26 protein-coding genes, 1 pseudogene and 1 riboswitch are annotated in these 23,112 nt (G+C 63.2%); of the genes and pseudogenes, 7 read left to right on the forward strand and 20 right to left on the reverse strand.

What is annotated here, in order from left to right; translation table 11 throughout:
- Nucleotides 1-18: 18 nt before the first annotated feature.
- On the reverse strand, nucleotides 19-627 hold the full coding sequence (locus AC56QP_RS06655; protein WP_256749819.1) for a YqgE/AlgH family protein: 609 nt from the start codon (nucleotides 625-627) through the stop codon (nucleotides 19-21).
- 169 nt (nucleotides 628-796) lie between these two features.
- Between AC56QP_RS06655 and AC56QP_RS06660 the strand changes: the two genes are divergently transcribed.
- The 3 genes from AC56QP_RS06660 to AC56QP_RS06670 all read left to right on the forward strand — a co-directional run bounded on the left by AC56QP_RS06660 (nucleotide 797) and on the right by AC56QP_RS06670 (nucleotide 2,741).
- Nucleotides 797-1,603, forward strand: coding sequence for a protein-disulfide reductase DsbD domain-containing protein (locus AC56QP_RS06660; RefSeq protein ID WP_489860420.1), 807 nt, complete (start codon nucleotides 797-799; stop codon nucleotides 1,601-1,603).
- 84 nt (nucleotides 1,604-1,687) lie between these two features.
- Entirely contained in the window at nucleotides 1,688-2,170 is a 483-nt protein-coding gene (locus AC56QP_RS06665) for a peroxiredoxin (protein WP_489860419.1), read from the forward strand.
- Nucleotides 2,171-2,261: 91 nt separating this feature from the next.
- Nucleotides 2,262-2,741 (forward strand): DUF2938 domain-containing protein, encoded by a 480-nt coding sequence (locus tag AC56QP_RS06670; protein WP_489860418.1) that lies wholly within the window; start codon nucleotides 2,262-2,264, stop codon nucleotides 2,739-2,741.
- 16 nt (nucleotides 2,742-2,757) lie between these two features.
- Here AC56QP_RS06670 and rnhA read toward each other — a convergent pair whose 3' ends face one another.
- The 11 genes from rnhA to coxB form a co-directional block, all read right to left on the reverse strand.
- Nucleotides 2,758-3,288, reverse strand: coding sequence for a ribonuclease HI (rnhA, locus tag AC56QP_RS06675; RefSeq protein ID WP_489860417.1), 531 nt, complete (start codon nucleotides 3,286-3,288; stop codon nucleotides 2,758-2,760).
- Nucleotides 3,285-4,247, reverse strand: coding sequence for a homoserine kinase (locus AC56QP_RS06680; protein WP_489860416.1), 963 nt, complete (start codon nucleotides 4,245-4,247; stop codon nucleotides 3,285-3,287). Before AC56QP_RS06680 ends, rnhA begins: the two co-directional genes overlap by 4 nt.
- A gap of 5 nt (nucleotides 4,248-4,252) precedes the next feature.
- On the reverse strand, nucleotides 4,253-5,263 hold the full coding sequence (gene ispH / locus AC56QP_RS06685) for a 4-hydroxy-3-methylbut-2-enyl diphosphate reductase (RefSeq protein WP_489860415.1): 1,011 nt from the start codon (nucleotides 5,261-5,263) through the stop codon (nucleotides 4,253-4,255).
- Nucleotides 5,264-5,352: 89 nt separating this feature from the next.
- Nucleotides 5,353-6,108: an SURF1 family protein gene (locus AC56QP_RS06690; protein ID WP_489860414.1), complete on the reverse strand. Its 756-nt coding sequence runs from the start codon at nucleotides 6,106-6,108 to the stop codon at nucleotides 5,353-5,355.
- On the reverse strand, nucleotides 6,105-6,491 hold the full coding sequence (locus AC56QP_RS06695) for a DUF983 domain-containing protein (protein WP_489860413.1): 387 nt from the start codon (nucleotides 6,489-6,491) through the stop codon (nucleotides 6,105-6,107). Before AC56QP_RS06695 ends, AC56QP_RS06690 begins: the two co-directional genes overlap by 4 nt.
- 232 nt (nucleotides 6,492-6,723) lie before the next feature.
- The gene (locus AC56QP_RS06700; protein WP_489860412.1) at nucleotides 6,724-7,605 is read right to left on the reverse strand and encodes a cytochrome c oxidase subunit 3; all 882 of its coding nucleotides are present in this window, start codon (nucleotides 7,603-7,605) and stop codon (nucleotides 6,724-6,726) included.
- 1 nt (nucleotide 7,606) lies between these two features.
- Entirely contained in the window at nucleotides 7,607-8,239 is a 633-nt protein-coding gene (locus AC56QP_RS06705; RefSeq protein ID WP_489860411.1) for a cytochrome c oxidase assembly protein, read from the reverse strand.
- Complete coding sequence (locus tag AC56QP_RS06710) at nucleotides 8,239-8,403, reverse strand: cytochrome c oxidase system small membrane protein (RefSeq protein WP_489860410.1); 165 nt, start codon at nucleotides 8,401-8,403, stop codon at nucleotides 8,239-8,241. Before AC56QP_RS06710 ends, AC56QP_RS06705 begins: the two co-directional genes overlap by 1 nt.
- A complete protein-coding gene (locus AC56QP_RS06715) occupies nucleotides 8,400-9,344 on the reverse strand; it encodes a heme o synthase (RefSeq protein ID WP_489860409.1) in 945 nt (314 codons plus the stop codon). The genes AC56QP_RS06710 and AC56QP_RS06715 overlap by 4 nt, the downstream gene beginning before the upstream one ends.
- Before the next feature lie 77 nt (nucleotides 9,345-9,421).
- Nucleotides 9,422-11,074, reverse strand: coding sequence for a cytochrome c oxidase subunit I (ctaD, locus tag AC56QP_RS06720; protein ID WP_091576372.1), 1,653 nt, complete (start codon nucleotides 11,072-11,074; stop codon nucleotides 9,422-9,424).
- Between the two features lie 37 nt (nucleotides 11,075-11,111).
- A complete protein-coding gene (gene coxB / locus AC56QP_RS06725; protein ID WP_489860408.1) occupies nucleotides 11,112-11,996 on the reverse strand; it encodes a cytochrome c oxidase subunit II in 885 nt (294 codons plus the stop codon).
- Nucleotides 11,997-12,371: 375 nt separating this feature from the next.
- On the opposite strand from coxB, the gene AC56QP_RS06730 reads away from it, so the two are divergent.
- Nucleotides 12,372-12,932, forward strand: coding sequence for an invasion associated locus B family protein (locus tag AC56QP_RS06730; protein ID WP_489860407.1), 561 nt, complete (start codon nucleotides 12,372-12,374; stop codon nucleotides 12,930-12,932).
- Nucleotides 12,933-13,056: 124 nt separating this feature from the next.
- Nucleotides 13,057-14,469, forward strand: coding sequence for a metalloprotease TldD (gene tldD / locus AC56QP_RS06735; protein ID WP_489860406.1), 1,413 nt, complete (start codon nucleotides 13,057-13,059; stop codon nucleotides 14,467-14,469).
- Nucleotides 14,470-14,522: 53 nt separating this feature from the next.
- Here the strand turns inward: tldD and AC56QP_RS06740 are convergent, their stop codons facing one another.
- Nucleotides 14,523-15,758, reverse strand: coding sequence for a class I SAM-dependent RNA methyltransferase (locus AC56QP_RS06740; protein WP_489860405.1), 1,236 nt, complete (start codon nucleotides 15,756-15,758; stop codon nucleotides 14,523-14,525).
- Nucleotides 15,755-16,519, reverse strand: a complete 765-nt coding sequence (locus AC56QP_RS06745) for a TlyA family RNA methyltransferase (RefSeq protein ID WP_489860404.1) — start codon at nucleotides 16,517-16,519, stop codon at nucleotides 15,755-15,757. The genes AC56QP_RS06740 and AC56QP_RS06745 overlap by 4 nt, the downstream gene beginning before the upstream one ends.
- 170 nt (nucleotides 16,520-16,689) lie before the next feature.
- Here AC56QP_RS06745 and AC56QP_RS06750 point away from each other — a divergent pair, with 170 nt between their 5' ends.
- Entirely contained in the window at nucleotides 16,690-17,091 is a 402-nt protein-coding gene (locus tag AC56QP_RS06750; RefSeq protein WP_489860403.1) for a GFA family protein, read from the forward strand.
- On the opposite strand, the gene AC56QP_RS06755 is transcribed toward AC56QP_RS06750, so the two are convergent.
- The 6 genes from AC56QP_RS06755 to AC56QP_RS06780 all read right to left on the reverse strand — a co-directional run bounded on the left by AC56QP_RS06755 (nucleotide 17,088) and on the right by AC56QP_RS06780 (nucleotide 22,107).
- Nucleotides 17,088-17,381, reverse strand: a complete 294-nt coding sequence (locus AC56QP_RS06755) for a hypothetical protein (protein WP_489860402.1) — start codon at nucleotides 17,379-17,381, stop codon at nucleotides 17,088-17,090. The genes AC56QP_RS06750 and AC56QP_RS06755 overlap by 4 nt on opposite strands.
- 148 nt (nucleotides 17,382-17,529) lie before the next feature.
- Entirely contained in the window at nucleotides 17,530-19,464 is a 1,935-nt protein-coding gene (dxs, locus tag AC56QP_RS06760; protein ID WP_489860401.1) for a 1-deoxy-D-xylulose-5-phosphate synthase, read from the reverse strand.
- Nucleotides 19,465-19,586: 122 nt separating this feature from the next.
- Entirely contained in the window at nucleotides 19,587-20,507 is a 921-nt protein-coding gene (locus AC56QP_RS06765) for a pirin family protein (RefSeq protein WP_497109031.1), read from the reverse strand.
- A 40-nt stretch (nucleotides 20,508-20,547) separates the two neighbouring features.
- Nucleotides 20,548-20,814, reverse strand: a complete 267-nt coding sequence (locus tag AC56QP_RS06770) for a DUF2277 domain-containing protein (protein WP_489860399.1) — start codon at nucleotides 20,812-20,814, stop codon at nucleotides 20,548-20,550.
- 111 nt (nucleotides 20,815-20,925) lie between these two features.
- Nucleotides 20,926-21,177, reverse strand: coding sequence for an exodeoxyribonuclease VII small subunit (locus tag AC56QP_RS06775; protein ID WP_013532792.1), 252 nt, complete (start codon nucleotides 21,175-21,177; stop codon nucleotides 20,926-20,928).
- Nucleotides 21,178-21,180: 3 nt separating this feature from the next.
- Nucleotides 21,181-22,107 (reverse strand): histone deacetylase family protein, encoded by a 927-nt coding sequence (locus AC56QP_RS06780; RefSeq protein ID WP_489860398.1) that lies wholly within the window; start codon nucleotides 22,105-22,107, stop codon nucleotides 21,181-21,183.
- A 121-nt stretch (nucleotides 22,108-22,228) separates the two neighbouring features.
- Nucleotides 22,229-22,408: riboswitch (cobalamin riboswitch) on the forward strand.
- 60 nt (nucleotides 22,409-22,468) lie between these two features.
- Here AC56QP_RS06780 and bluB point away from each other — a divergent pair.
- Nucleotides 22,469-23,086, forward strand: a pseudogene (gene bluB / locus AC56QP_RS06785) (5,6-dimethylbenzimidazole synthase); the annotation flags it as partial.
- Nucleotides 23,087-23,112 lie beyond the last annotated feature (26 nt).

The raw sequence follows: 23,112 nt of genomic DNA on the forward strand, positions 1-23,112 counted from the left end.
TCAAAGGCTTGCCTGGGTTCAGGCGTGCCCGGCGGCGAGGCTGAGATGGGCCAGATCGATGCCGATCGAGGCAAGGATCCGGTCGTATTTGCGCTCGATGTCGGTGTCGAACAGAAGCTCGGCGTTGGCCGGGCAGGTCAGCCAGCCATTTTCGGCGATCTCGGTCTCCAGCTGGCCGGCGCCCCAGCCCGAATAGCCGAGCGCCATCAGAGCGTGACGGGGGCCACGGCCAGACGATATGGCACGCAATATATCGACGGTGGCGGTCAGGCAGATGTCGTCCGAAACGGTCAGCGACGATTCCACCCGATAGTCACCCGAATGCAGGACGAAGCCCCGGCTGCGGTCGACGGGCCCACCATTGCGCACGACGAAATCGCGAGCCTGCGCCGGCAGGCGGATCGCCTCCTGCTCGTTCATGATGCCCAGTTGCACGAGCAGGTCCGGAAACAGCATCTGCTGTGTCTGGTTGATGATCAGGCCCATGGCGCCTTCATCGCTGTGCGCGCAGATATAGATGACCGAGCGCGTGAAACGGTCGTCCTTCATGCCAGGCATGGCAATCAGGAACTGGTCATCGAGAAAGCCGCGGCTGGCGGCTGTCTTCTTGTGGCGCAGCAAGTCCATGGCGAGAGGGTAACGCGTTTCCAAAGCGCCGAAAAGATGCGCCGTGCGGGATTCGACCAAAGCCCATGCCGCCGACTCGCGCATTCTTCCGCCCGAGGTCACGCAAATATGATATCGGCGACACCATGAAAACATTGCGCGGCCACGAACGGACGATCAAATCACCGCTATGCAAAGCTTGAAAATCCTGCTGCTCGGCGCCGCGATCGGATCGGCAACCGCTCTTCCCGCCGCTGCCTCCTCATCGACGTGGTACAACAGCGAAGGCGGCAAGGTGCGGCTGGTGACGAGCGGCAAACCCGATGACGCCGGTCGCATCCAGGGCGTTCTCGACATAGCCCTCAAACCCGGCTGGAAGACCTACTGGCGCGACCCGGGCGACGCGGGCGTGCCGCCACAGCTCGACATTTCAGCCAGCACCAACATCGCCGAGGCCAGACTTTCCTTCCCGGCACCGCAGCGTCACGACGACGGCTATGGCAAATGGGCGGGCTACGACTATCCGGTTTCGCTGCCGGTGGTGTTCACGCTGTCGGCGGCGAAGGATCCAGCCGTCATCGACGCCGACATCTTTCTCGGCATTTGTGAAACGATCTGTATCCCAGTGCAGACGCGGCTGACTGTCGACCCCGCTTCAGACCCGGACAATGCCGACGACGCGGCGCTGGTGAGAGCGGGCTTCACAGCGCTGCCGACGCCCGCAAGGCCCGATTTCGGCATCAACGTTCTGCCCGGCGACCACGAAACGCTGATTGTGGAGGCGAGCTTCCCCGGCGATCCGCAAGCAGCGGATTTCTTTGTTGCCGGTGAGCGGGATTACATGTTCGGCTCTCCTGTCCGCAGCGAAAAGGACGGCAAGCTGATTTTCACCGTGCCGATCCTCGACCGTCCTTCGACGACGCCCACCGATGGCGGACTTCACTACACGCTGACGAGTTCGGCCGGCGCGGTCGAAGGGGTTCTGCCTTTCCCTTGATCCAGCCTGCCCAAACGATTGCAGGAAGCCGCTGAGTTCGCTACGCAAGCAAACATCCTTCCCCATCCCCCAAGCGAGGAACTCATGACCATTTCCGTTGGCGACAAGCTGCCCGAGGTAACCTTCAAGACGATGACCGCCGACGGCGCGAAGGCGATCACTTCGGCCGAGATTTTCTCCGGCAAGAAGGTCGTGCTGTTCGGCGTTCCCGGCGCCTTCACGCCGACCTGCAGCAACAACCACCTGCCCGGCTATCTCGAAAACCATGACGCCATCCTGGCGCGCGGCGTCGATACGATCGCCGTCGTTTCGGTCAACGACGTTCACGTCATGGGCGCCTGGGCGCGCTTCACCGGCGGTGAGGGCAAGATTCTCTATCTCGCCGACGGCAGTGGTGATTTCGCCAAGGCGGTCGGCCTCGATAACGACCTTTCCGCGGGCGGCATGGGGCTGCGCTCGAAGCGCTTTTCGATGATCGTCGAGGACGGCAAGGTGACGGCACTCAATGTCGAGACCAAGCCAGGTGTCGACGAGAGCGGCGCGGCTCATATTCTCGGACAGCTCTGAACCTCAGCGACAACGTCGGGCCTGGTACCGTCCAGACCTGACGTTTGCGCTTGCACTCCAGAACTGCCTGCTTTTTGGGGGACCTCGAACGATGTCTGACATCTTCTGGCGCGCGATCGCGATCGGCATCGGCGCCACGGCGCTGATGGATATCTGGGCGATTTTCCTGAACACGGTGTTTGCCCAGCCGCGGCCGAACTGGGGGCCGGTTGGCCGCTGGGTCTGGCATCTGAGGGAAGGCAAGGTCTTTCACGACGATATTGGCGATGCCGCGCCCTACGCGCATGAGACAGCGCTCGGCTGGGCCTTTCACTATTTTGTCGGCATCGTCTACGGCATCATCCTGGTGCTGCTGGCCGGAACGGCCTGGCTGGCGGCGCCGACATTCCTGCCGGCCTTCATCCTCGGCATCGTCACCGTCGGCGCCGGCTGGTTCCTGCTGGCGCCGGGCATGGGCGCTGGCTGGGCGGCATCAAAGCGGCCCAATCCCATGCAAATCAGGGCACTCAACCTCGTTTCGCACACCGTGTTCGCGCTCGGGCTTTACGGCACGGCGCTGCTGGTCCGCTAAAGGCAGACGGATTCGCTCAATAGCTCTGGGTCGAGCGCCGCGCCTTTGCCACCGTCGGCCGCTTTGACTGCTCGGCAGGCTTCAGCGCCACGGCAGGCCTGACCGGGCCTTTCTTAAACGGCGCCATGCCTTCGCGCGCGAGTTCGTCGGCGCGCTCGTTCTCGGTATGGCCGGCATGGCCCTTGACCCAGGTCCAGGTAACCTTGTGGCGCCGGTTGGCTTCATCGAGTGCCTGCCACAGCTCACCGTTCTTGACCGGCTTCTTGTCGGCGGTCTTCCAGCCGTTCTTCTTCCAGCCGTGGATCCACTTGGAAATGCCGTCCATGACATATTTGCTGTCGGTATGAAGGTCGACGGTGCAAGGCTCCTTCAGCGCATTCAGCGCAGAGATGGCGGCGAGAAGTTCCATGCGGTTGTTGGTCGTCTCGGCCTCGCCGCCGGAAAGCTCCTTGGTGGTGCCGTTGAAGCGCAGGATCGCGCCCCAGCCGCCTGGGCCGGGATTGCCCGAACAGGCGCCGTCGGTGAAGATCTCAACCTGTTTGCTCATGCCAATCCATATTCCGAAGGAGATCTGATCGCCCGATGGAACCGCATCCTGCGGATATATTCGGTCGGGTCGCGTTTCATCACCAGCCCGCCGTCGGGAACGGTCAGCCAGTCGTAGAGCCGGGTCAGCATGAAACGCAATGCCGAGCCGCGCGCCAATATCGGCAGCGCCGCCTTCTCCTGGTCGCTCAAGGGACGCACGCTCTGATAGCTGGCAAGCAACGCCCTGCCCTTGGTGAGGTTGAAGGAAAAATCCTTCTCGAAGCACCAGGCGTTGAGGCAGGTGGCGACATCGTAGGCGTAGAGATCGTTGCAGGCGAAATAGAAGTCGATAAGGCCGGAGAGTTTTTCGCCGAGGAAAAAGACGTTGTCCGGGAAAAGATCGGCATGGATGATGCCTTTGGGCAGGTTCTTCGGCCAGTTCCGCTCGAAATCGGCGAAGTCGGCGTCGACCTCGGCCGCCAGGCCTGGCTCAACCTCGTCGGCCCGTTCGTGGGACGCATTCCAAAGCTTGCGCCAGCCGTCGATTGCGAGCGCATTCGGACGGGTCATCGGGAAATCGGCGCCGGCCAGATGCAGGGCCGCCAGCGCCTTGCCGACCTCGGCGCAATGCGCTGATGTCGGCCGCCGCAGCGAAAGCCCTTCCAGGAAGGTGATGATGACGGCTGGCCGGCCGGCAAGCGTGCCGATGACGCTGCCATCATGCGCGGTCACGGGCAGCGGGCAGGACACCCCCTTTTTGGCGAGATGACCCATCAGGCCGAGGAAAAACGGCAGATCCGCCTTCTCGACGCGCTTTTCATAGAGCGTCAGGATGTAGGAGCCGCTTGAGGTGTGCAGGAGGAAGTTCGAGTTCTCGGTGCCTTCTGCGATGCCCTTGTAGGACAGGAGATCGCCGACCGGATAGCGCTTCAGGAATGCGCCGAGTTCGCCTTCCGCAACATCGGTATAGACCGCCATGCGCTTTACGCGGCTCCATTAACGAAGGCCATGTCGGCCCGCGTCAGTTCGACGTCGCGCAATACCCGCATGACCGGAAAATCCTCCGTTTCCGTAGCCGTGATGGCCAGGTCGATCGTGACATCGAAGCGCTGGCGGAACGCGTCGATGATCTCGTCGACGATGATTTCGGGCGCCGACGCACCGGCCGACAGGCCGAGCGTCGAGATGCCGGCGATGTCATTCCACGGAATCTCGGCGGCGCGCTGCACGAGAAGCGACATCGAGGCGCCGGCTCGCTCCGCCACTTCGACAAGACGCCGCGAATTGGATGAATTGGGCGCACCCACGATCAGGTAGAGATCGGCGCCGGCAGCGGTTTCCTTGACCGCTTCCTGGCGGTTGGTGGTGGCGTAGCAGATCGATTCCGCGGCCGGGGCATGCAGGTCTGGAAAGCGATCCCGCAAGGCGCGGATGATGCCGGCGGTGTCCTCTACCGACAGGGTGGTCTGGGTAACGAAGCCGAGCGCGCGCGGATCGGCGGGCGCAAGCTTCGCGGCGTCGGCTTCGGTCTCGACCAGCGTCACCGCTCCCTCCGGCAACTGGCCCATGGTGCCGATCACCTCGGGGTGTCCGGCATGACCGATAAGCAGCACGTGACGGCCAAGCCGCTGGTGGCGCATCGCCTGCTTGTGGACCTTCGACACCAGCGGGCAAGTGGCGTCGAGATAGAAGAGGTTGCGTGCCTGGGCATCGGCCGGCACCGATTTCGGCACGCCATGCGCCGAGAACACGACCGGGCTCTGGCGATGTTCCGCCGGAATCTCGGAGAGCTCTTCGATGAAGACCGCGCCAAGGCTTTGCAGCCCCTCGACGACGTAGCGGTTGTGCACGATCTCGTGGCGCACATAGACCGGCGCACCATATTTCTTCAACGCCAACACGACGATCTGGATGGCACGGTCGACGCCGGCGCAGAAACCGCGCGGCTGGCAGAGCCGTATCGTCAGAGGAGGCTTGGTGGTTGTCTGAAGCATCAAATCCTGGCCGGTTGATCAGAGCCGAAATGAGGTGCGCACCCCCGCCCTGTCAAGGGCGTCGGTAGAAAGGGGGGCGTCGGTCGCGTTCATTCCTCTTTCACGGGTCGGCGAAGCCGCAGGATGAGCACGGCGGCGAGTGCCGCGGCAAGCCCGTACCAGGTCACCGCATATTGCAAATGGCTGTTCGGCAGGTCGATGATGGTGACGCCGCCGACCGGCAGCCCGCCGGGATTGGGCGCCTTGTCGGCGTCGATGAAGATCGGCACCAGCATGGCGCCCGCCGGCAGCCCGGCGCTCGCCGCCATCGCGTCGCGGTCCTTCCAGTAAAAGATGTTCTTCGCCACGTCGTTGTCGGGAAGCATCATCGACGGCTTTGCCGGCAGCGGGTTGCGGGCGAGCCCTGATATCGTCACCTTCCCCGCCACCTGCCCTTGCGAGCGCTTGGCGGCATCTTTCAGGTCGTAAGGCACGAAGCCGCGATTGATCAGGATGAAGCGGCCATCGCCCAGGGCGAGCGGTGTGTAGACGTTGAAGCCGGCTTCACCTTCCCACGTTGCATAGAAATGCCGTTCGCCCGAATGCAGGAAGGTGCCGGTGACGGTCACCGGCGTATAGTCGACGTCCCCGGTGGAGGCGAACTCTTTCTCAACTTCGGCCAGCGGCCGTGGCACCGAATGGGTGCGCTGGTCGATGGTCTGGAGAAGACCTTCCTTCCAGTGCAGTCGCTGCACCTGCCAGGTGCCAAGCGCCAGCAGGATCAGCAGCAGCACCAGGCCGAGGCCTAGCAGCAATGCCGTCCTTGGCCGCGAACGGCCGCCACCTTTGATCGACGCCTCGCTCATTCACCGCGATCCAGCCGGCCCTCGGCCGCCTTGTTGCGATATTGCAGGGTGAGCAACACGCCCTTGATCAGCCGGAGCGCCGTCAGGCACAGCACGATGGCCAGTGGGATCCAGAGCAGAAGATGCAGCCAGAGCGGTGGGCTCAGCGTGACTTCAACCCAGAGCGCCAGGCCGACAATCAGGAAGCCTATGATCAGGATGACGAAGACCGCGGGCCCGTCACCGGCATCGGCGTAGGAATAATCGAGGCCGCAATTGACGCAGCGTTTGCCGACAGTGAGGAAGCCGGAAAACAGTCGCCCCTCGCCGCAGCGTGGGCAACGGCCGTGCAGGCCGGCCGAAATCGGATCGACCGGGGGCCAGATCGCCTTGTCGTCGCTCATTGTCTACCACTCGATCTCGATGGCGTGCCATCGGCCGCCATCGCCCAGTTCTCGTCTATTTCGGAATCCGTAACCGCAATGCAGCCATCGGTCCAGCCGACCAATTGAAGCAGCCAGCCCGCCAGCCGAAACCATTTGGCCGGCCATGGATCGTATCGACCGGCGATCATTGCGCTGAAAAGAAAAAGGCGGCCGCGTCGCCGCGGCCGCCTCCTTGTTCCTCGAACCGGTATCAGTGGCCTTCGATCACCGCGCCGACCGATCCCCAGACGTAGATCGATGCGAACAGGAACAGCCAGACCACGTCGACGAAATGCCAATACCAAGCCGCGGCCTCGAAGCCGAAATGCTGCTTGGGGGTGAAATCGCCCTTTATCGCCCTGATCAGGCAGACCAGCAGGAAGATGGTGCCGATGATGACATGGAAACCATGGAAGCCGGTGGCCATGAAAAAGGTGGCGCCGTAGATGGAATCCTTGAAGGCGAACGGCGCATGCATGTACTCGTAGGCCTGCACCATGGTGAACAGCATGCCGAGGGCAACGGTCAGCACGAGACCGTTGATCAACCCCTTGCGATCGCCATGGATGAGCGAGTGGTGCGCCCAGGTAACCGTAGTGCCCGACAGGAGCAGGATGACGGTGTTGTAGAGCGGCAGGTGGAAAGGATCGAGAACCTCCATGCCCTTCGGCGGCCAGACACCACCGGTGAACGCGGTACGCGCGTAATTCTGAACCTCGCTGGGGAACAGGCTGGCATCGAAAAAAGCCCAGAACCAGGCGACGAAGAACATCACCTCCGAGGCAATGAACATGATCATGCCGTAGCGCAGGTGGAGCGATACCACCCGCGTGTGATGGCCCTCATGCGCTTCCTTGATCGTATCCGACCACCAGGCGAACATGGTGTAGAGGACGATCGCCATGCCGATGAAGAACAGCCACGGATTGGCGATGTTGAAGCCGAAGATCGGGAAGTTGCCCGCCTTGAGATACTGCATCAGGCAGACGCCACCGATCGCGGTCACCAACGCGCCGACGGACCCCAGGAAAGGCCATGGGCTCGGATCTACGAGATGGTAGTCATGGTGTGGTTTTGCGTGCGCGTCTGCCATATCAACCCCCGAGATTTGCTTCGGTATTCGAAATTATCTTGCTGCTGCCTTTGACCGGCACCGATGATGCAACCGGCTTGCTCTTCTCGACCGGGAACATTGTATAGGACAGGGTGATCGTCCTCACGTCCTTCAGTTCCGGCACGTTCACAATATCGGGATCCACATAGAACACGACCGGCATGTCCAGCGTCTGGCCGGGTTTCAGCGTCGTATCGGTGAAGCAGAAGCACTCGACCTTGTTGAAGTAGGGGCCGGCGAGTTCCGGCTGCACATTGAAGGTGGCCCGGCCGGTAACGGGGCGATCGAACTTGTTGATGGCCTGGTACTGCGCCTGCACCGTCTCGCCGATCTTCATCGTCATAGACCGTTGGACCGGCTGGAATTGCCACGGCACGCCGGCGATGTTGGCATCGAAGCGGACGGTGATGTCGCGGTCGAGTACGCGGCCTGCATATTGCCTCTCGGCACGTTGCGTCTTACCGCCATAGCCGGTCGCCTGGCAGAACATCTTGTAGAGCGGCACCGCGGCATAGGCCATGCCGATCATGCCGGTGAAGAAAACAAGGCAGACCGCCGCGACCATGACGTTGCCGTTGTTCCTGCCCGGTCTTTTGGACGTTTCGACGCTCATCACATCGTGCCTAGGTTGTGGCCGAACTTCACGATCGTCGCGATATAGAAAATGACGACCAGCACGGCCAAAGCCAGGCCGATGGCGACGGAACGGTTGCGCCTGGCTTTCCTCTGACGCTCGGTCAATGTGACCAGCTCGAGCTTTTCTTCGATCATGGTCATGCTCCACCCATGGCAAGGGCACGCTCGACGACGCTGTCGGCAAGATAGGCGGCGAAGATGGCGAAGAGATAGAGAAGCGAATAGGCGAACAAGGCCTTGGCCGGCTTCATCACGCGGTCGCCGTCGGCCATCGCCAGCACCTTCCACGCGTACCAGACAAAACCGGCGCCGAGCAGCACGGCGGCCACGCCATAGACGGGCGTGGTGTAGCCAAGCAGCCACGGCAGCACGCCAACCGGGGCCAGCACCAGCGCGTAGGCGAAGATCTGACGGCGGGTTGAAGCCTGGCCGGCGACATTCGGCATCATCGGAATGCCGGCACGTTCGTAATCCTCGGACTTGAACAGCGCCAGCGCCCAGAAATGTGGCGGCGTCCAGAGGAAGATGATCAGGAACAGGATCAGGCTTTCGAGGCTGACCGTTCCGGTCACCGCTGCCCAGCCAATGACCGGCGGAATGGCGCCGGCAGCCCCGCCGATGACGATGTTCTGCGGCGTCCAGCGCTTCAGCCACATCGTGTAGACGACGGCGTAGAAGAAGATGGTGAAGGCCAGCAGCGTCGCCGACAGCCAGTTGACCAGAACGCCCAGCGTCATCACCGACAGCACCGACAGCACCAGGCCGAAGCTCAGCGCCTCGCCGGGCCGAATGCGACCGGCCGGGACCGGACGGCTCGCGGTCCTGGTCATCACCGCATCGATGTCGGCGTCGTACCACATGTTAAGCGCGCCCGACGCCCCGGCGCCGATGGCGATCGACAGGATGGCGATCACCGCCAGCAGCGGGTTGATGGTCACGGGTGCGGCGACCAGGCCGACAAAGGCGGTGAACACCACCAGCGACATGACGCGCGGCTTCAGCAGGGCGAAGAAATCGCCTGCCGTCGCTTCCGACATGCGAAAGCCCGCTTCGTCAATCAATGAGTCGTCGACAAGGGCCATGCGTACTTAAGTCCATCATTCCGTTTGGCCAAAACCGCCGGCGGACCGGCGGTTTCGATTCCGTGCAGGCTGCCGCCTTACTTGATCTTCGGCAGCTGCTCCCACTGGTGGAAAGGCGGCGGCGAAGGCAGCTGCCATTCCAGTGTCGTCGCGCCCTCACCCCACGGATTGGCGCCGGCCACCCGCTTCTTCTGGAAGGCTTCGAACACACCGTAGAGGAAGATCACGACGCCGACGGCCGAGATATACGAACCGTAGGACGACACCATGTTCCAGCCCGCGAATGCGTCCGGATAGTCGATGGTGCGGCGCGGCATGCCGGCGAGGCCGAGGAAGTGCTGCGGGAAGAAGATCAGGTTGACGCCGACGAACGTGACCCAGAAGTGGGTGTTGGCGATAACCGGCGAGTACATGTAGCCGGTCATCTTCGGGAACCAGTAGTACCAGCCGGCGAAGATGGCGAAGACCGCACCCAGGGACAGCACGTAGTGGAAGTGCGCGATCACGAAATAGGTGTCATGCAACGACCGGTCGAGGCCGGCATTGGCCAACTGGACGCCGGTGACGCCACCAATCGTGAACAGGAAGATGAAGCCCAGCGCCCACAGCATCGGCGGCTTGAACGAAATCGACCCGCCCCACATCGTGGCGATCCACGAGAAGATCTTCACGCCCGTCGGCACCGCGATGACCATGGTGGCGAAGACGAAATAGCGCTGCGTGTCGAGCGACAGGCCGGTCGTATACATGTGATGCGCCCAGACGATGAAGCCCACCGCGCCGATCGCCACCATGGCGTAGGCCATGCCCAGATAGCCGAACACCGGTTTTTTCGAGAAGGTCGAGACGATATGGCTGATGATGCCGAAGCCCGGCAGGATCAGGATGTACACTTCCGGATGACCGAAGAACCAGAACAGGTGCTGGAACAGGATCGGGTCGCCGCCGCCGTCCGGTGCGAAGAAGGTCGTTCCGAAGTTACGGTCGGTCAACAGCATGGTGATGCCGCCGGCAAGCACCGGAAGCGACAGCAGCAGCAGGAATGCGGTGACCAGCACCGACCACGCAAACAGCGGCATCTTGTGCAGCGTCATGCCAGGAGCGCGCATGTTAAAGATGGTGGTGATGAAGTTGATGGCGCCGAGGATCGACGACGCGCCGGCAATGTGGATCGACAGGATCGCCAAATCCATCGCCGGTCCAGGCTGGCCCGAGGTCGAAAGCGGCGGATAGAGCGTCCAGCCGCCGCCGACGCCAAAGGCGCCCGGCGCGCTCGGTACGAACATCGAGGTGAGCAGCAGGATGAAGGCTGGCGGCAGCAGCCAGAAGGAAATGTTGTTCATGCGCGGGAACGCCATGTCGGGCGCGCCAATCATGATCGGAACCATCCAGTTGGCGAAACCGCCGATCAGCGCCGGCATGACCATGAAGAAGATCATGATCAGGGCGTGCGCGGTGGCGAAGGCATTGTACATGCTCTTGCCGCCGTCGATCGCGGCATCACCGTTCATGCCGTAGACCATCTGCGCGAGGCCACTGAAGATCTGGATGCCCGGCTCCTGCAGCTCCATGCGGATAGCCACGGACAGGGCGCCGCCGATGATGCCGGCGAAGATCGCGAAGATCAGATAGAGCGTCCCGATGTCCTTGTGGTTGGTCGAATAAACCCAGCGGACCCAGCCGTGATAAGGCTTGTGGTCGTGCCCGTCGTGAGCTGCAGCGTCTGCCATGTTCCGCTCCGTTCCCTGATCTTTTCTGGCCGCGGCGTCAGTTGCCGGCGACCGCTACCTTGTTCTGGCCGTCGACCTCAGCCATCAGCGCCTTGTTGGCGCCGGGCAGATTGGTTTTGGCTGCTTCCAGCCAGCTGTTGAATTGCGCGTCGGACACCACGCGGATGGCGATCGGCATGAAAGCGTGATCCTTGCCGCAGAGCTGCGAGCACTGACCGTAGTAGAGGCCTTCCTTCTCCGCCTTGAACCAGGTCTCGTTGGTGCGACCGGGAACCGCGTCCATCTTGATGCCGAACGACGGCATGGCGAAGGAGTGGATCACATCGGTTGCGGTCACCAGCACGCGGGTCATGGTATTGACCGGCACAACCATCTCGTTGTCGACGGCAAGCAGGCGAGGATAGACCTTGCGATCTTCCTTGCCGGCGGCAGCCCGGTCCGCGTCCTGGAGGACCGCGGAATTGAAGGAGAGCGTGTTCCCGGTCTGGTACTCGTAGTCCCAGTTCCACTGGTTGCCAGTCGCCTTGACCGTCAGCTTGGCTTCTTCCGGAGGCGTGTACTGCGCCGTCAAAAGCTGGAACGAGGGTATGGCGAGGCAGAGCAGGACGACGACCGGACCAACAGTCCAGACCACCTCGATCAGCGTGTTGTGGCTGGTCTTCGATGGGACCGGGTTTGCACTCGCGCGGAATCTCACGATGCAATAAGCGAGAAGCAGCAGCACCAGGACGGTGATCGGGACGATGAACCACATCGTGTAGTTTCCGAACCACTCGATCTGCCGCATGATGTCGGTAGCCGGCGCCTGGAACGTGGTCTGCCATGCCACCGGCTGGTCGGCATGGGCGGGTGGGCCGGCGAAAAACGTGGCGGCGGCCCCAGCACTTGCTAGAAACTTGGCGCTTGCTAGGAATTTTCTCATCGCCCTCATCGTCTCCCAGTTCCTCGCGGTTGCGGTGCGAGAATATCGAACAATGCCGGGACGGGAATCCCGACAGTCTCAAGCTGGTTCAAACCATACTCTTTTTCCCTCCGCAAGAAAGGAGCGGACGAAACCGTGCGGCATTTTTGCGCGCAAGCCGGGATGGGCCCTTGAAGGCAGCAGAGGCGGCCCCGAATCGCGTATGTTCGGCCAATGGCCACATTCTTGCGGGCCCTGCATGGCGGACGTCGCAATTCGGGCGAAATTGGCTAGGAAAAGCGCCGTGTTGGCTTTTTCGGGGCAGACCGGTTGCGGTCTCATCCTTTACTTGGCTTTGGCGCGGCTTAAAGTGCCGTGATTCGCAATGGAGCCGTCATGAACTCTTGGCTTTCGAGACTTGGGCTTTCGAGAACCTTGGCGAAGGTCAGCTTTCTCGCCGCCTTGTCCGGGATCGGCTTGCCTGCAATCGGCTTGTCCGGCATCAGCCAGGCCAATGCCGCGCAGCCGAGCGGCACTGTCCGCTCGACGCATGGCGCGTGGTCGATCATCTGCGACACGCCGGCCGGCGCGACCTCGGAGCAATGCGTGATGATGCAGAACGTCGTCGCCGAGGATCGCCCCGAGATGGGGCTGTCGGTCGTCGTGCTGCGCACCGCCGACAACAAGGCGGAGATCCTGCGCGTGCTGGCACCGCTCGGCGTGCTCTTGCCCAACGGGCTCGGCCTCAATGTCGATGGCAAGGATATCGGCCGCGCCTATTTCGTGCGCTGCTTCCAGGACGGCTGCTACGCCGAGGTCATTCTCGAAAAGCCGCTGCTCGACACGTTGAAGACCGGCACATCGGCCACTTTCATCGTCTTCCAGACCCCGGAAGAAGGCATCGGCATTCCGGTCGACCTCAAGGGTTTCGCCGACGGTTTCGCCGCTCTGCCCTGAGCAGTTCCCTTCCTGAGGGACATGTTTGCACGGACGCGCGTGCACCATCGCTTTGCCGCAGCGCATTGCCGAAACGCCCGGCCGCGCCTACATCGGCAAAAGAAATCTTCTCCAGGGATGCGCCATGAACAGCCTGATAGGCCAATTTGACATTTCCGACGACCGCATCAAGCAGATCGTCGCCGACACCATCAATGGCGCGGACGACGGCGAGCTGTTCCTCGAATACAGCGAGAGCGAGGCGCTGATGTTCGACAATGGCCGGCTGAAGACCGCCAACTTCAACACGGACCAGGGCTTCGGCCTGCGTGCCGTTGCCGGCGAAGCCAGCGGCTATGCCCATTCCAGCGATCTTTCGGAAGCCTCGCTGCTACGCGCGGCCGATGCCGTGTCCACCGTCAAGGACGGCTATTCCGGCACGCTTGCCGCGGCCCCCGCCCGTACCAATCGCCATCTCTATGGAGACGAGAACCCAATCCCCTCGCCTTCCTTCGAGGTCAAGGCGAAGCTGCTGCAGGAAATCGACGCCTGGCTGCGCGCCGAGGACCCGCGCGTTCGCCAGGTTTCGGCATCGCTCGCAGCCTCCTGGCAGCATGTCGAAATCGTGCGCGCCGACGGCCAGGTGGTGCGCGATATCCGCCCGCTGGTCCGAATCAACGTCTCTGTCGTCGTCGGCAATGGCGACCGCCAGGAGAGCGGCTCGTACGGCATGGGCGGACGCAAGGCCTTCGGCGACTTTCTCGTCGAGGACAGCTGGAAGCACGCCGCCAAGGAGGCGCTCAGGCAAGCGCTGGTCAACCTCGAGGCCATTCCGGCGCCAGCCGGGACCTTCGACATCGTGCTGTCGAGTGGATGGCCGGGTGTCATGCTGCACGAGGCTGTCGGCCATGGCCTTGAAGGCGACTTCAACCGCAAGAAGACCTCGGCCTTCGCCGGCCTGCTGGGTCAGCAGGTCGCCGCCAAGGGCGTCAGCGTCGTCGACGACGGCACCATGCCAGAGCGGCGCGGCTCGCTCACCGTCGATGACGAAGGCACGCCTTCGGCCCGCAATGTGCTGATCGACGACGGCAAACTGGTCGGCTATATGCAGGACCGCCAGAACGCCCGGCTGATGGGCATGAAGGCCACCGGCAACGGCCGGCGCGAAGGCTATGCGCACCAACCGATGCCGCGCATGACCAACACCTACATGACGGCGGGCGAAATGGAGCCGGACGAAATCATCGCCTCGGTAAAGAACGGCATCTATGCCGTCTCCTTCGGCGGCGGCCAGGTCGACATCACCTCGGGCAAGTTCGTGTTCGGTTGCACCGAGGCCTACATGATCGAGAACGGCAAGGTGACACAGCCTATCAAGGGCGCCATGCTGATCGGCAACGGGCCGGACGCCATGCACCGCGTTTCGATGGTCGGCAACGACATGAAGCTCGATACCGGCATCGGCATGTGCGGCAAGGCCGGACAGGGCGTACCGGTCGGCGTCGGCCAGCCGCATTTGCGCATGAATCAGATGACGGTGGGCGGCACGCGGGTTTGATCGAGGGCAACCAAGGCTCGCCTCGAACCTTGATTGCCTTGCTTGCTTCGACCTCAGCGACGGCGCTTCGGCTTCTCCAGCAGCGCCACCGCCTCGACGTGGGATGACCACAGGAACTGGTCGATCGGCGTCACGCTTTTCAAGGTGTAGCCGCCGTCGATGAGGATGCGCAAATCCCGCGTCAGCGTCACCGGATTGCAGGACACCGCGGCGACAAGCGGCACGTCGGAACGAGCGATCTGCTTCGACTGGTCCTCGGCGCCGGCGCGCGGTGGGTCGAACACCAGACCGTCGAAGGCGTTCAGTTCCTTGAACGTCAGCGGCCGGCGGAACAGGTCGCGGCGTTCGCCCGTCACCCGCTTGAGGCCAGTCGCGAAGCGCGCCCCCCGGTCGAGCGCTGACAGTGCCGCCGCATCGCCCTCCACCGCATGGACTTCCGACTTCGCCGCAAGCCTGAGCGCAAAGCTGCCGCAACCGGCGAACAGATCGGCGACCTTCTTGGCCCGCGCCAGATGTCCGCCGACGATATCGGCCATCGTCTGTTCGGCGGCCGCCGTCGCCTGCAGGAAGGCGCCCGGCGAAACGGCGACCGCGACGCCGCCGAACATGACTACCGGTTTCTTCGGTTCGATGACGATTTCGTCGTCGATCGAAAGCCGGGCAAATCCCTGAGCCATGACGAAGTTGGAGGCGACCCGACGCTGGTTCTCACCCAGTTTCCCGGACTCATAGACCGCGATGTCAAGGCCCGATCCGGTCACGGTGACCGCCATCCGGAACGATTTGGTGGTGGCGCAAACCAATTCGGCGAGTGCCTTCAACCGATCGAGCGCGGCGACGATCTCCGGCAGCGAGATCGGGCATTCCGATATCGGGATGATTTCCGGCGACAGATGGCGATTGAAGCCGAGCAACAGGCCCGTTTCGGCGCGCCGGGCGGCGAGCACGACACGGCGGCGCGTGTGCGGCGCGCAGGCGACCAACTCGCCAATCTGGCAATCGATGCCCCTCAAGGCGTGCACCACCTTGTCGCGTTTCCATTGGCGATAGGCTTCGGCTTCGAGATGCTGGAGAGCGCAGCCGCCGCACTCGGTGAAATGGCGGCAGGCGGGATCGATGCGCAGCGGCGAGGTCTCCAGCACCGCCATCAGCGTGGCGCGGTCCCTTTCGCGCGCCGCAGTGACGGTTTCGCCGGGCAATGTGAAGGGGATGAACAGATCACCGCTCTCGGTCTCGGCGATGCCGTCGCCCTGGGCGCCAAGTTTCCTGATGGTGAAGCGCGTGGTCATCGATCCTTGATCCCACCGAGCAGGAATTCGCGATTGCCGTCGCCACCTTCGATCGGCGACAGGTGCAGCCCGAGCGAGCGCCAGCCGGGAATGGCGTCAAGCCAATCCTGCAGCAGGCCGGCGACGCGGGAGGCATCGTAGGGATCTTTCAGCAGGCCACCCTTGCCGATCGCTTCGCGACCCGCCTCGAATTGCGGCTTGACCAGAAACACGGCGCCGGTGCCAGCCTTCGCAATGGCAAGCGCCGGCGGCAGCGCCAGCTTCAGCGAAATGAAGCTGACATCGGAGACGATAAAGTCCGGAATACGGCCGGCAAGATCGGCCGCTGTGAGGTCGCGGGCGTTCAGGCCCTCGATGACCGTCACCCGCGGATCGCCGCCGACATCGGGATGCATCTGGCCATGACCGACATCGATCGCGGTGACATGCGCAGCGCCGCGCTCAAGCAGGACCTGGGTGAAGCCGCCGGTCGAAGCGCCGATGTCGAGCGCCTCGCGGCCAGCCGGATCGAGGCCGAAATGGTCGAGCCCGCCGATCAGCTTGAGCGCCGCGCGCGACACGTAACCTTGCGCCGGGTCGTCGATGGCAATCAGGCATTGCGGCAAAACGTTCTGACCGGGCTTGCGGGCAATCACGCCGTCAACCGTGACGGCTCCGCGTTCGACCGCGTCGCGGGCACGCGAGCGGCTGGCAAACAGCCCGCGCTGGACGAGCAGTTCGTCGAGCCGCTGGCGTGTGCTGGCTGGCAGAGGCGAGTTCATCGGCCTTCATGGCGAAAGCCGGCGGCGAAGGCAAGGATATTGGGGCGGGACAAGGAACATCGTCGGAAAGCGGAACGCATCAAGCCGCTCCGCGGCCGTCGAATATCGCATCGGATCCGGCACAATGGTAAGGAGACAGCAGCTTGCTGTCGGAACTCGAAGGAGGGCGGATGCTGACGGGAACCTGCCACTGTGGTGCGGCCCACTGGACCCTGGAGGGCGATCCCGGATCCATCACAGCCTGCAATTGCACGCTCTGCCGTCGCTATGGCGTGCTCTGGGCCTACGACTATGTCGATGAACGCATTCGCGTCGCCGGACCGACGAGCAGCTATACGCGCGCCGGGAAGGATGCGCCTTCGCTCGAGATCCTGTTCTGCCCGACCTGCGCCTGCGTGCTCGCCTGGCGTGGCTTGGGCTCGAGCGCCGGCGGTCGAACGCGAATCGCAGTCAATGTGAGACTTGCGCCACCGGAGGCCGTCGCCGACTTGCCGATCGACCATTTCGATGGCCTCGACACCTACGACGACCTGCCACGCGATGGCCGCTGCGTGCGCGACTTGTGGTTCTAGAAAACGGTTCGCGAAACCTGGCGCTCGACGGCTGGAGACAAACCGTCGTCTCGATCCCCCGAAGCTTGCTCGCGTGGATGCTCGGTCGCAACCGCGGGCGCCGGAACAGGGTCCGGGAGGACCACAAGCTGTGGCACCTGCTTATAGGAAAAGCCGCCGCGAATATCGCCCATCTTGCCGGCGACGATGCCCATGGCAGCCTTTTCAAGGTTGCGATCATAGCTCGTTTCGGCGGCGGCCGGCGCGACAATGACCACCAAGAGGGCCACGCCACACAGAAGCGTTCTCATTGTTCTCATCTCCCTGCCTGATCATGATCTAGCAGGACGCCATTGAAAAACGGCCAAGAGACACGGTAAGCAAAGCGCCAAACGGCAGCGTAAACAATACGTTACGAATTCAAGCCGGCAAATCGATTCAAGCCCTTGAGGTTTTGATTCAGGCGCGTTGCGCGCGAACCGTATGCCCAAGCGCTGCGAATACGGTGCGCACGATGCCGGCGGCGTCGAGACCGGCATCGGCATACATCTTCTCCGGCTTGGCGTGGTCAGTGAACGCGTCGGGCAACACCAGCGGGCGCACCTTCAGGCCACTTTCCAGCAGACCCTCATGGGCGAGGAACTGCAGCACGTGGCTGGCGAAGCCGCCAACGGCGCCCTCCTCGACCGTCACCAGAACTTCGTGCGAGCGGGCCAGCCGCCGGATCAAATCCTCGTCCAGCGGTTTGGCGAAACGGGCATCGGCGACGGTGGTGGAAAGCCCGGCAGCGCCAAGCTCCTCGGCGGCGATCAGGCAATCCTGCAAGCGCGTACCGAAGGACAGAAGCGCGACCTTGGTGCCTTCCCTGACGATACGACCCTTGCCGATTTCGAGAACCGAGCCGCGCTCCGGCATGTCGACACCGACGCCGTTGCCGCGCGGATAGCGGAAGGCGATCGGGCCATCATCATAGCTCGCCGCGGTTCGCACCATGTGGCGCAATTCCGCCTCGTCGGCGGCCGCCATCACCACGAAGCCGGGCAGCGTCGCCAGGAAGGTTGTGTCGAAGGCACCGCAATGGGTGGCGCCATCGGCGCCGACGAAGCCGGCGCGGTCGATGGGGAAGCGCACCGGCAGCTTCTGGATCGCGACGTCGTGCACGACCTGGTCGTAGGCGCGCTGCAGGAAGGTCGAATAGATCGCCGCGAACGGCTTGTAACCTTCCGTGGCGAGGCCGGCGGCGAAGGTCACCGCGTGCTGCTCGGCAATGCCGACATCGAAGGTCCGTGCCGGAAACACCTCGCCGAACAGGTCAAGGCCGGTGCCGCTCGGCATGGCGGCGGTGACGGCAACGATGCGGTCGTCCTCGCGGCCTTCCTGAATCAGGCTTTCGGCGAACACCTTGGTGTAGGCCGGCGCGTTGGCAGGCGCCTTGGCCTGCGCACCGGTGATGACGTCGAACTTGTTGACGCCATGATACTTGTCGGCGGCGGCTTCCGCCGGCGCATAACCCTTGCCCTTCTGGGTGACGACATGGATCAGCACCGGGCCTTTGCCATTGTCGCGGACATTCTTCAGCACCGGGATCAAATGCTCGAGATTGTGACCGTCGATCGGGCCGATGTGGTAGAAGCCGAGCTCCTCAAACAGCGTGCCGCCGGTGACGTAGCCGCGTGCATGCTCGACCGCCCTGGTGATCGCACGGTCGGCGCGTTTGCCGAGATAGGAGGTCAGTTTCTTGCCGAAGTCCCGCAGGCCGATATAGGCCTTGCCCGAGGCCAGACGCGCCAGGTAGGCGCTCATGGCGCCGGTCGGCGGAGCGATCGACATGTCGTTGTCGTTGAGGATGACAATGAGACGGGCATCGAGCGCGCCCGCATTGTTCATCGCCTCATAGGCCATGCCAGCCGACATGGCGCCATCACCGATGACGGCGATGACATTGTTGCGGCCGCCGGATAGGTCGCGGGCGGCGGCCATGCCGAGACCGGCCGATATCGATGTCGACGAATGGGCGGCGCCGAAGGGATCGTACTCGCTCTCGGCGCGGCGGGTGAAGCCGGACAGGCCGCCCTCCTGCCGCAAGGTGCGTATGCGGTCGCGGCGGCCGGTGAGGATCTTGTGCGGATAGGCCTGGTGGCCGACATCCCAGATCAACCGGTCATCCGGGGTGTTGAAGACATAGTGCAGCGCTACCGTCAGCTCGACCACGCCAAGGCCGGCGCCAAGATGGCCGCCGGTGCGGGACACGGCGTCGACCAGTTCGGCGCGCAGCTCGGATGCCAGTTGCGGCAGCTCGCTCTCGGCAAGCGTGCGCAAGTCGGCCGGAATGCGGACCTTGTCGAGAAGCGGCGTATGCAGCGTTGCGTTCACGGGCTCAGGCTCTCTATTCATCGGCGAAATAGGCCGCCGGCCGGCGAATGTAAATGCGTGTCTGTGACGCGCGTCGATCCACGGCTCTAACTGTTGGGCATGATCTCTTCCGAAAACCGGTTCCCACTTTTCGGGATCATACCCTAGCTCTCCGGCAGCGGGATGAACTCTTCCTCATCTCCAGGAACGATATCGAAGCGGCCGGTCTTCCATTCCTGCTTGGCCTGTTCGATGCGCTCCTTGGACGACGAGACGAAATTCCACCAGATGTAACGCTGCGAGCCGAGCGAAGCGCCGCCAAACAGCATGAAATGCGCGCCGCCCTGCGACGACACGACGATTTCGTCACCGGGCCGGAACACCAGCAGGCGTTCCGCTGGAAAAATATCCCCTGAAATCGCGACCTCACCCTCCAACGTGTAGATGGCGCGCTCTTCCGCATCGGCTGGAATTTTCACGCTGGCGCCGGGCGCCAGGCGCAGGTCGGCATAGAGCGTATCGGAATGCGCCCTGACCGGAGACCGCATTCCCTGGAAATCACCGATGACGACGCGGCCGCTGACGCCTTCGGCATCGATCTCGGGAAGAAGCACCGCGCCAGTGTTCTCGAATACCGGTGCCACTTCTTCCTTGCCGTCCGGCAGCGCCAGCCATGTCTGCAGGCCGGAGACCGACATCGGTGCGCCGCGCAATTCCTCGGGCGTGCGCTCGGAATGGACGATGCCGCGGCCGGCGGTCATCAGGTTCACGTCGCCGGGCTGGATGACCATCTCGGTGCCGAGCAGATCGCGATGCCTGATCTTGCCGTCGAACAGATAAGTGACCGTCGACAGTCCGATATGCGGATGCGGGCGGACATCGAGCGCCTGGCCGGCGCGCAGGATGGCCGGGCCCATGCGATCGAAGAAGATGAACGGACCGACCAGTCGCCGCTTGGCGGTCGGCAGGGCGCGGCGCACCTGAAAACCGCCAATGTCCTTGGCGTTCGGAATGACCATCAGCTCGATCTGGTCGCTGGCGAACGCATCGCCGACCTCAGGGTCTTTCCCGGGGAAGAAGCTCACGATATCTCCTTGTCAGCGGTCGACGACCGCATTGGACGCCTCAGGCAAACCGGATCGCCGCCTTGGCCCGTAGTTTGGCCGCAACCTCTTCGCGATTGCGAGGATGCTGATGGGTCTCGAGAGAATCGAGCAGTTCGCGCGCTGACGCGGCAATCGCATCGACAGCGTGGTCGAACGCATGCTGGTTCTGCTTCGAGGGCCGTGTCGTTCCGCTGAGCTTGCGAACGAACTGAAGTGCCGCGTCGCGGATTTCGTCGTTGGTTGCGGGCGGATCAAAGTTGAACAGGGTCTTGATGTTTCTGCACATCGTTTCCGAACCTCCTCTTGTCCTGGAGCCGTTTCAGTCGGGACGAGTTCCATCCTCGATCATGATCGTGTCCAAAAACCGGTGAGGCAAGACCATCGTTCGGGCCGCGCCTCAGTCCGCGTCGAGCGGCTCCGTTCCGACCGGCTTGCCGTCGCGCGACAGCCTTATCTTCTCGACCTTGTCCTCCGCGGCCTTCAGCAACCGGTCGCAATGCGCCTTCAGCGCCTCGCCGCGCTCATAAATCCTGATCGACTGATCGAGCGGCACGTCGCCGCGCTCCAGATCATCGACGATCTTCTCCAACGCGTCGAGTGCCTGTTCGAAGCTCATCGCCTTGACGTCTTCGTTGGTCTCACCAGCCATCATTCATCCTTTCATCAGTCGCCCGACATGGGCGGCGACCGAAAATGCCAGTCCCTGCAGATCGTAACCACCCTCGAGCAGGCTGACGAGCCGGTTGCCGCTGTGGCGCGTGGCGCGCTGCATCAGCTGGCCTGTCGCCCAGTCGAAGTCGTCCTCGGTCAGATTGATCTCGGCCAGCGGATCACGGTGATGCGCGTCGAAACCGGCCGAAATGATGATCAGGTCCGGCGCGAAATCGTCGAGCGCCGGAAGCACGCGCGACAGGAAGGCATCGCGAAACACCTCGCTGCCGGTCCGCGGCGCCAGTGGCGCGTTGATGATGTTGCCGGCACCGGTTTCGTTCTTTGCCCCTGTGCCGGGATAAAGCGGCATCTGGTGCGTCGAACAATAGAGCACGGAGGGATCGTCCCAGAAAATGTCCTGCGTGCCGTTGCCGTGATGCACGTCCCAATCGACGATGGCGACACGCTCGGCGTCGAATTTCTTCTGCGCATAGCGCGCCGCGATCGCCGCGGTGTTGAAGAGGCAGAAACCCATCGCCGTCGTCTTCTCGGCGTGATGGCCTGGCGGCCGGGCGGCGACGAAGGCATTGTCGGCGCGGCCCGTGAAGACGTCGTCGACGGCGGCATTGGCGGCGCCGATCGCCGTGATCGCTGCCTGCCAGCTCTTCGGGCTGGCGGTGGTGTCGGCGTCGATGCGGGCGATACCCTCGTCGGGAATGGCGGCGCGGACACGCGCGACGAAATCAGCGGGATGCGCGTAGAGGATGGTCGCCTCGTCACCTTCCGGCGCCTTGATGCGGTCGAGCGCGGCAAATGCCTCATCGTCCAGCACGCGCTCGATGGCGCGCAAGCGGTCCGGCCGCTCGGGATGGCCGGGGGGCGTGATGTGCTCGAGGAAGATCGGATGGGTGTAGAGACGGGTAACCATCGTCCTAATCTAGTGGCCCGGATCGACAAAGGCCATGAGCAGGCGGCTGATGGCTGGGGAAAATCACGCCTGCGTCCATTGGTGTCGCTGCGGGCATTGGCGTCGCCGGCGCTTCGGCGTAAGGTCGCCGTCACTGCCTGGTGCCCGCCGCAAGCGGGAGAATCGGGAACACGGTTGAACTCCGTGGCGTGCCCAACGCTGTGAGGGGGACCGCGCCGGTAAATGCCACTGTCGATGACGGGAAGGCGCCGGACGCGGGTTGATCCCGAGCCAGAAGACCGGCCTGGCAGGCATCGTCATCCGCATGGTCAGGCGGCTGGCATTGATTGCAATCGCAAGGGGACAAGCGATGCCGGAACACATGACCGCACCTGTTGGCGACGGATTTGATCAGTTGGCGCGCGATGCGGTTTATCGCGCCATGTTCACGCGGCGGGATGTGCGCAGCCATTTCCTTCCCACCGCGCTCGACGATGACGTGCTGGCGCGGCTGCTCCTTGCCGCCCACCATGCGCCGTCGGTCGGCTTCATGCAGCCATGGAATTTCATCGTCATCCGCGACGCCAAACGACGGGAAAAGGTGCGCGACCTGTTCCTGGCGGCGCGCGAGCAGGAGCTGCCGGCCATCGAGGCAGAACGGCAAACGCTGTACCGCAAGCTCAAGCTGGAAGGCATTTGCGAAAGCGCACTCAACATCTGCATCACCTGCGACCGTGAGCGCTCGAAGGATTCACCGCTGGGACGCTGGCACAATCCGGAGATGGATCTCTACAGCACGGTCTGCGCGGTGCAGAATTTCTGGCTGGCGGCGCGCACCGAAGGCGTCGGTGTCGGCTGGGTTAGCATCATCGAGGCGCAGGCGCTGAAAAGCCTGCTGTCCATTCCCGAGCATGTGACGCCTGTTGCCTATCTCTGCGTCGGCCGCGTTTCCGAGTTCGCCCCCAAACCGGACCTCGAAACACATGGCTGGGGCCGCCGGCTGCCGCTGCCGGAGCTGATCATGAG

The sequence above is a fragment of the Mesorhizobium sp. RCAM 05104 genome (assembly GCF_059683645.1).

What these genes read in the sequence shown, in the direction of transcription:
- rnhA (WP_489860417.1), bottom strand. Translation starts at nt 3,288, where the DNA reads ATGAGCAAACAGGTTGAGATCTTCACCGACGGCGCCTGTTCGGGCAAT.
- AC56QP_RS06695 (WP_489860413.1), bottom strand. Translation starts at nt 6,491, where the DNA reads ATGAGCGACGACAAGGCGATCTGGCCCCCGGTCGATCCGATTTCGGCC.
- AC56QP_RS06730 (WP_489860407.1), top strand. Translation starts at nt 12,372, where the DNA reads ATGAACTCTTGGCTTTCGAGACTTGGGCTTTCGAGAACCTTGGCGAAG.
- coxB (WP_489860408.1), bottom strand. Translation starts at nt 11,996, where the DNA reads ATGAGAAAATTCCTAGCAAGCGCCAAGTTTCTAGCAAGTGCTGGGGCC.
- AC56QP_RS06740 (WP_489860405.1), bottom strand. Translation starts at nt 15,758, where the DNA reads ATGACCACGCGCTTCACCATCAGGAAACTTGGCGCCCAGGGCGACGGC.
- ispH (WP_489860415.1), bottom strand. Translation starts at nt 5,263, where the DNA reads ATGCTTCAGACAACCACCAAGCCTCCTCTGACGATACGGCTCTGCCAG.
- AC56QP_RS06710 (WP_489860410.1), bottom strand. Translation starts at nt 8,403, where the DNA reads ATGACCATGATCGAAGAAAAGCTCGAGCTGGTCACATTGACCGAGCGT.
- tldD (WP_489860406.1), top strand. Translation starts at nt 13,057, where the DNA reads ATGAACAGCCTGATAGGCCAATTTGACATTTCCGACGACCGCATCAAG.
- AC56QP_RS06755 (WP_489860402.1), bottom strand. Translation starts at nt 17,381, where the DNA reads ATGAGAACGCTTCTGTGTGGCGTGGCCCTCTTGGTGGTCATTGTCGCG.
- AC56QP_RS06770 (WP_489860399.1), bottom strand. Translation starts at nt 20,814, where the DNA reads ATGTGCAGAAACATCAAGACCCTGTTCAACTTTGATCCGCCCGCAACC.
- AC56QP_RS06745 (WP_489860404.1), bottom strand. Translation starts at nt 16,519, where the DNA reads ATGAACTCGCCTCTGCCAGCCAGCACACGCCAGCGGCTCGACGAACTG.
- AC56QP_RS06775 (WP_013532792.1), bottom strand. Translation starts at nt 21,177, where the DNA reads ATGGCTGGTGAGACCAACGAAGACGTCAAGGCGATGAGCTTCGAACAG.
- AC56QP_RS06780 (WP_489860398.1), bottom strand. Translation starts at nt 22,107, where the DNA reads ATGGTTACCCGTCTCTACACCCATCCGATCTTCCTCGAGCACATCACG.
- AC56QP_RS06750 (WP_489860403.1), top strand. Translation starts at nt 16,690, where the DNA reads ATGCTGACGGGAACCTGCCACTGTGGTGCGGCCCACTGGACCCTGGAG.
- dxs (WP_489860401.1), bottom strand. Translation starts at nt 19,464, where the DNA reads ATGAATAGAGAGCCTGAGCCCGTGAACGCAACGCTGCATACGCCGCTT.
- ctaD (WP_091576372.1), bottom strand. Translation starts at nt 11,074, where the DNA reads ATGGCAGACGCTGCAGCTCACGACGGGCACGACCACAAGCCTTATCAC.
- AC56QP_RS06660 (WP_489860420.1), top strand. Translation starts at nt 797, where the DNA reads ATGCAAAGCTTGAAAATCCTGCTGCTCGGCGCCGCGATCGGATCGGCA.
- AC56QP_RS06690 (WP_489860414.1), bottom strand. Translation starts at nt 6,108, where the DNA reads ATGAGCGAGGCGTCGATCAAAGGTGGCGGCCGTTCGCGGCCAAGGACG.
- AC56QP_RS06715 (WP_489860409.1), bottom strand. Translation starts at nt 9,344, where the DNA reads ATGGCCCTTGTCGACGACTCATTGATTGACGAAGCGGGCTTTCGCATG.
- AC56QP_RS06665 (WP_489860419.1), top strand. Translation starts at nt 1,688, where the DNA reads ATGACCATTTCCGTTGGCGACAAGCTGCCCGAGGTAACCTTCAAGACG.
- AC56QP_RS06700 (WP_489860412.1), bottom strand. Translation starts at nt 7,605, where the DNA reads ATGGCAGACGCGCACGCAAAACCACACCATGACTACCATCTCGTAGAT.
- AC56QP_RS06655 (WP_256749819.1), bottom strand. Translation starts at nt 627, where the DNA reads ATGGACTTGCTGCGCCACAAGAAGACAGCCGCCAGCCGCGGCTTTCTC.
- AC56QP_RS06705 (WP_489860411.1), bottom strand. Translation starts at nt 8,239, where the DNA reads ATGAGCGTCGAAACGTCCAAAAGACCGGGCAGGAACAACGGCAACGTC.
- AC56QP_RS06680 (WP_489860416.1), bottom strand. Translation starts at nt 4,247, where the DNA reads ATGGCGGTCTATACCGATGTTGCGGAAGGCGAACTCGGCGCATTCCTG.
- AC56QP_RS06670 (WP_489860418.1), top strand. Translation starts at nt 2,262, where the DNA reads ATGTCTGACATCTTCTGGCGCGCGATCGCGATCGGCATCGGCGCCACG.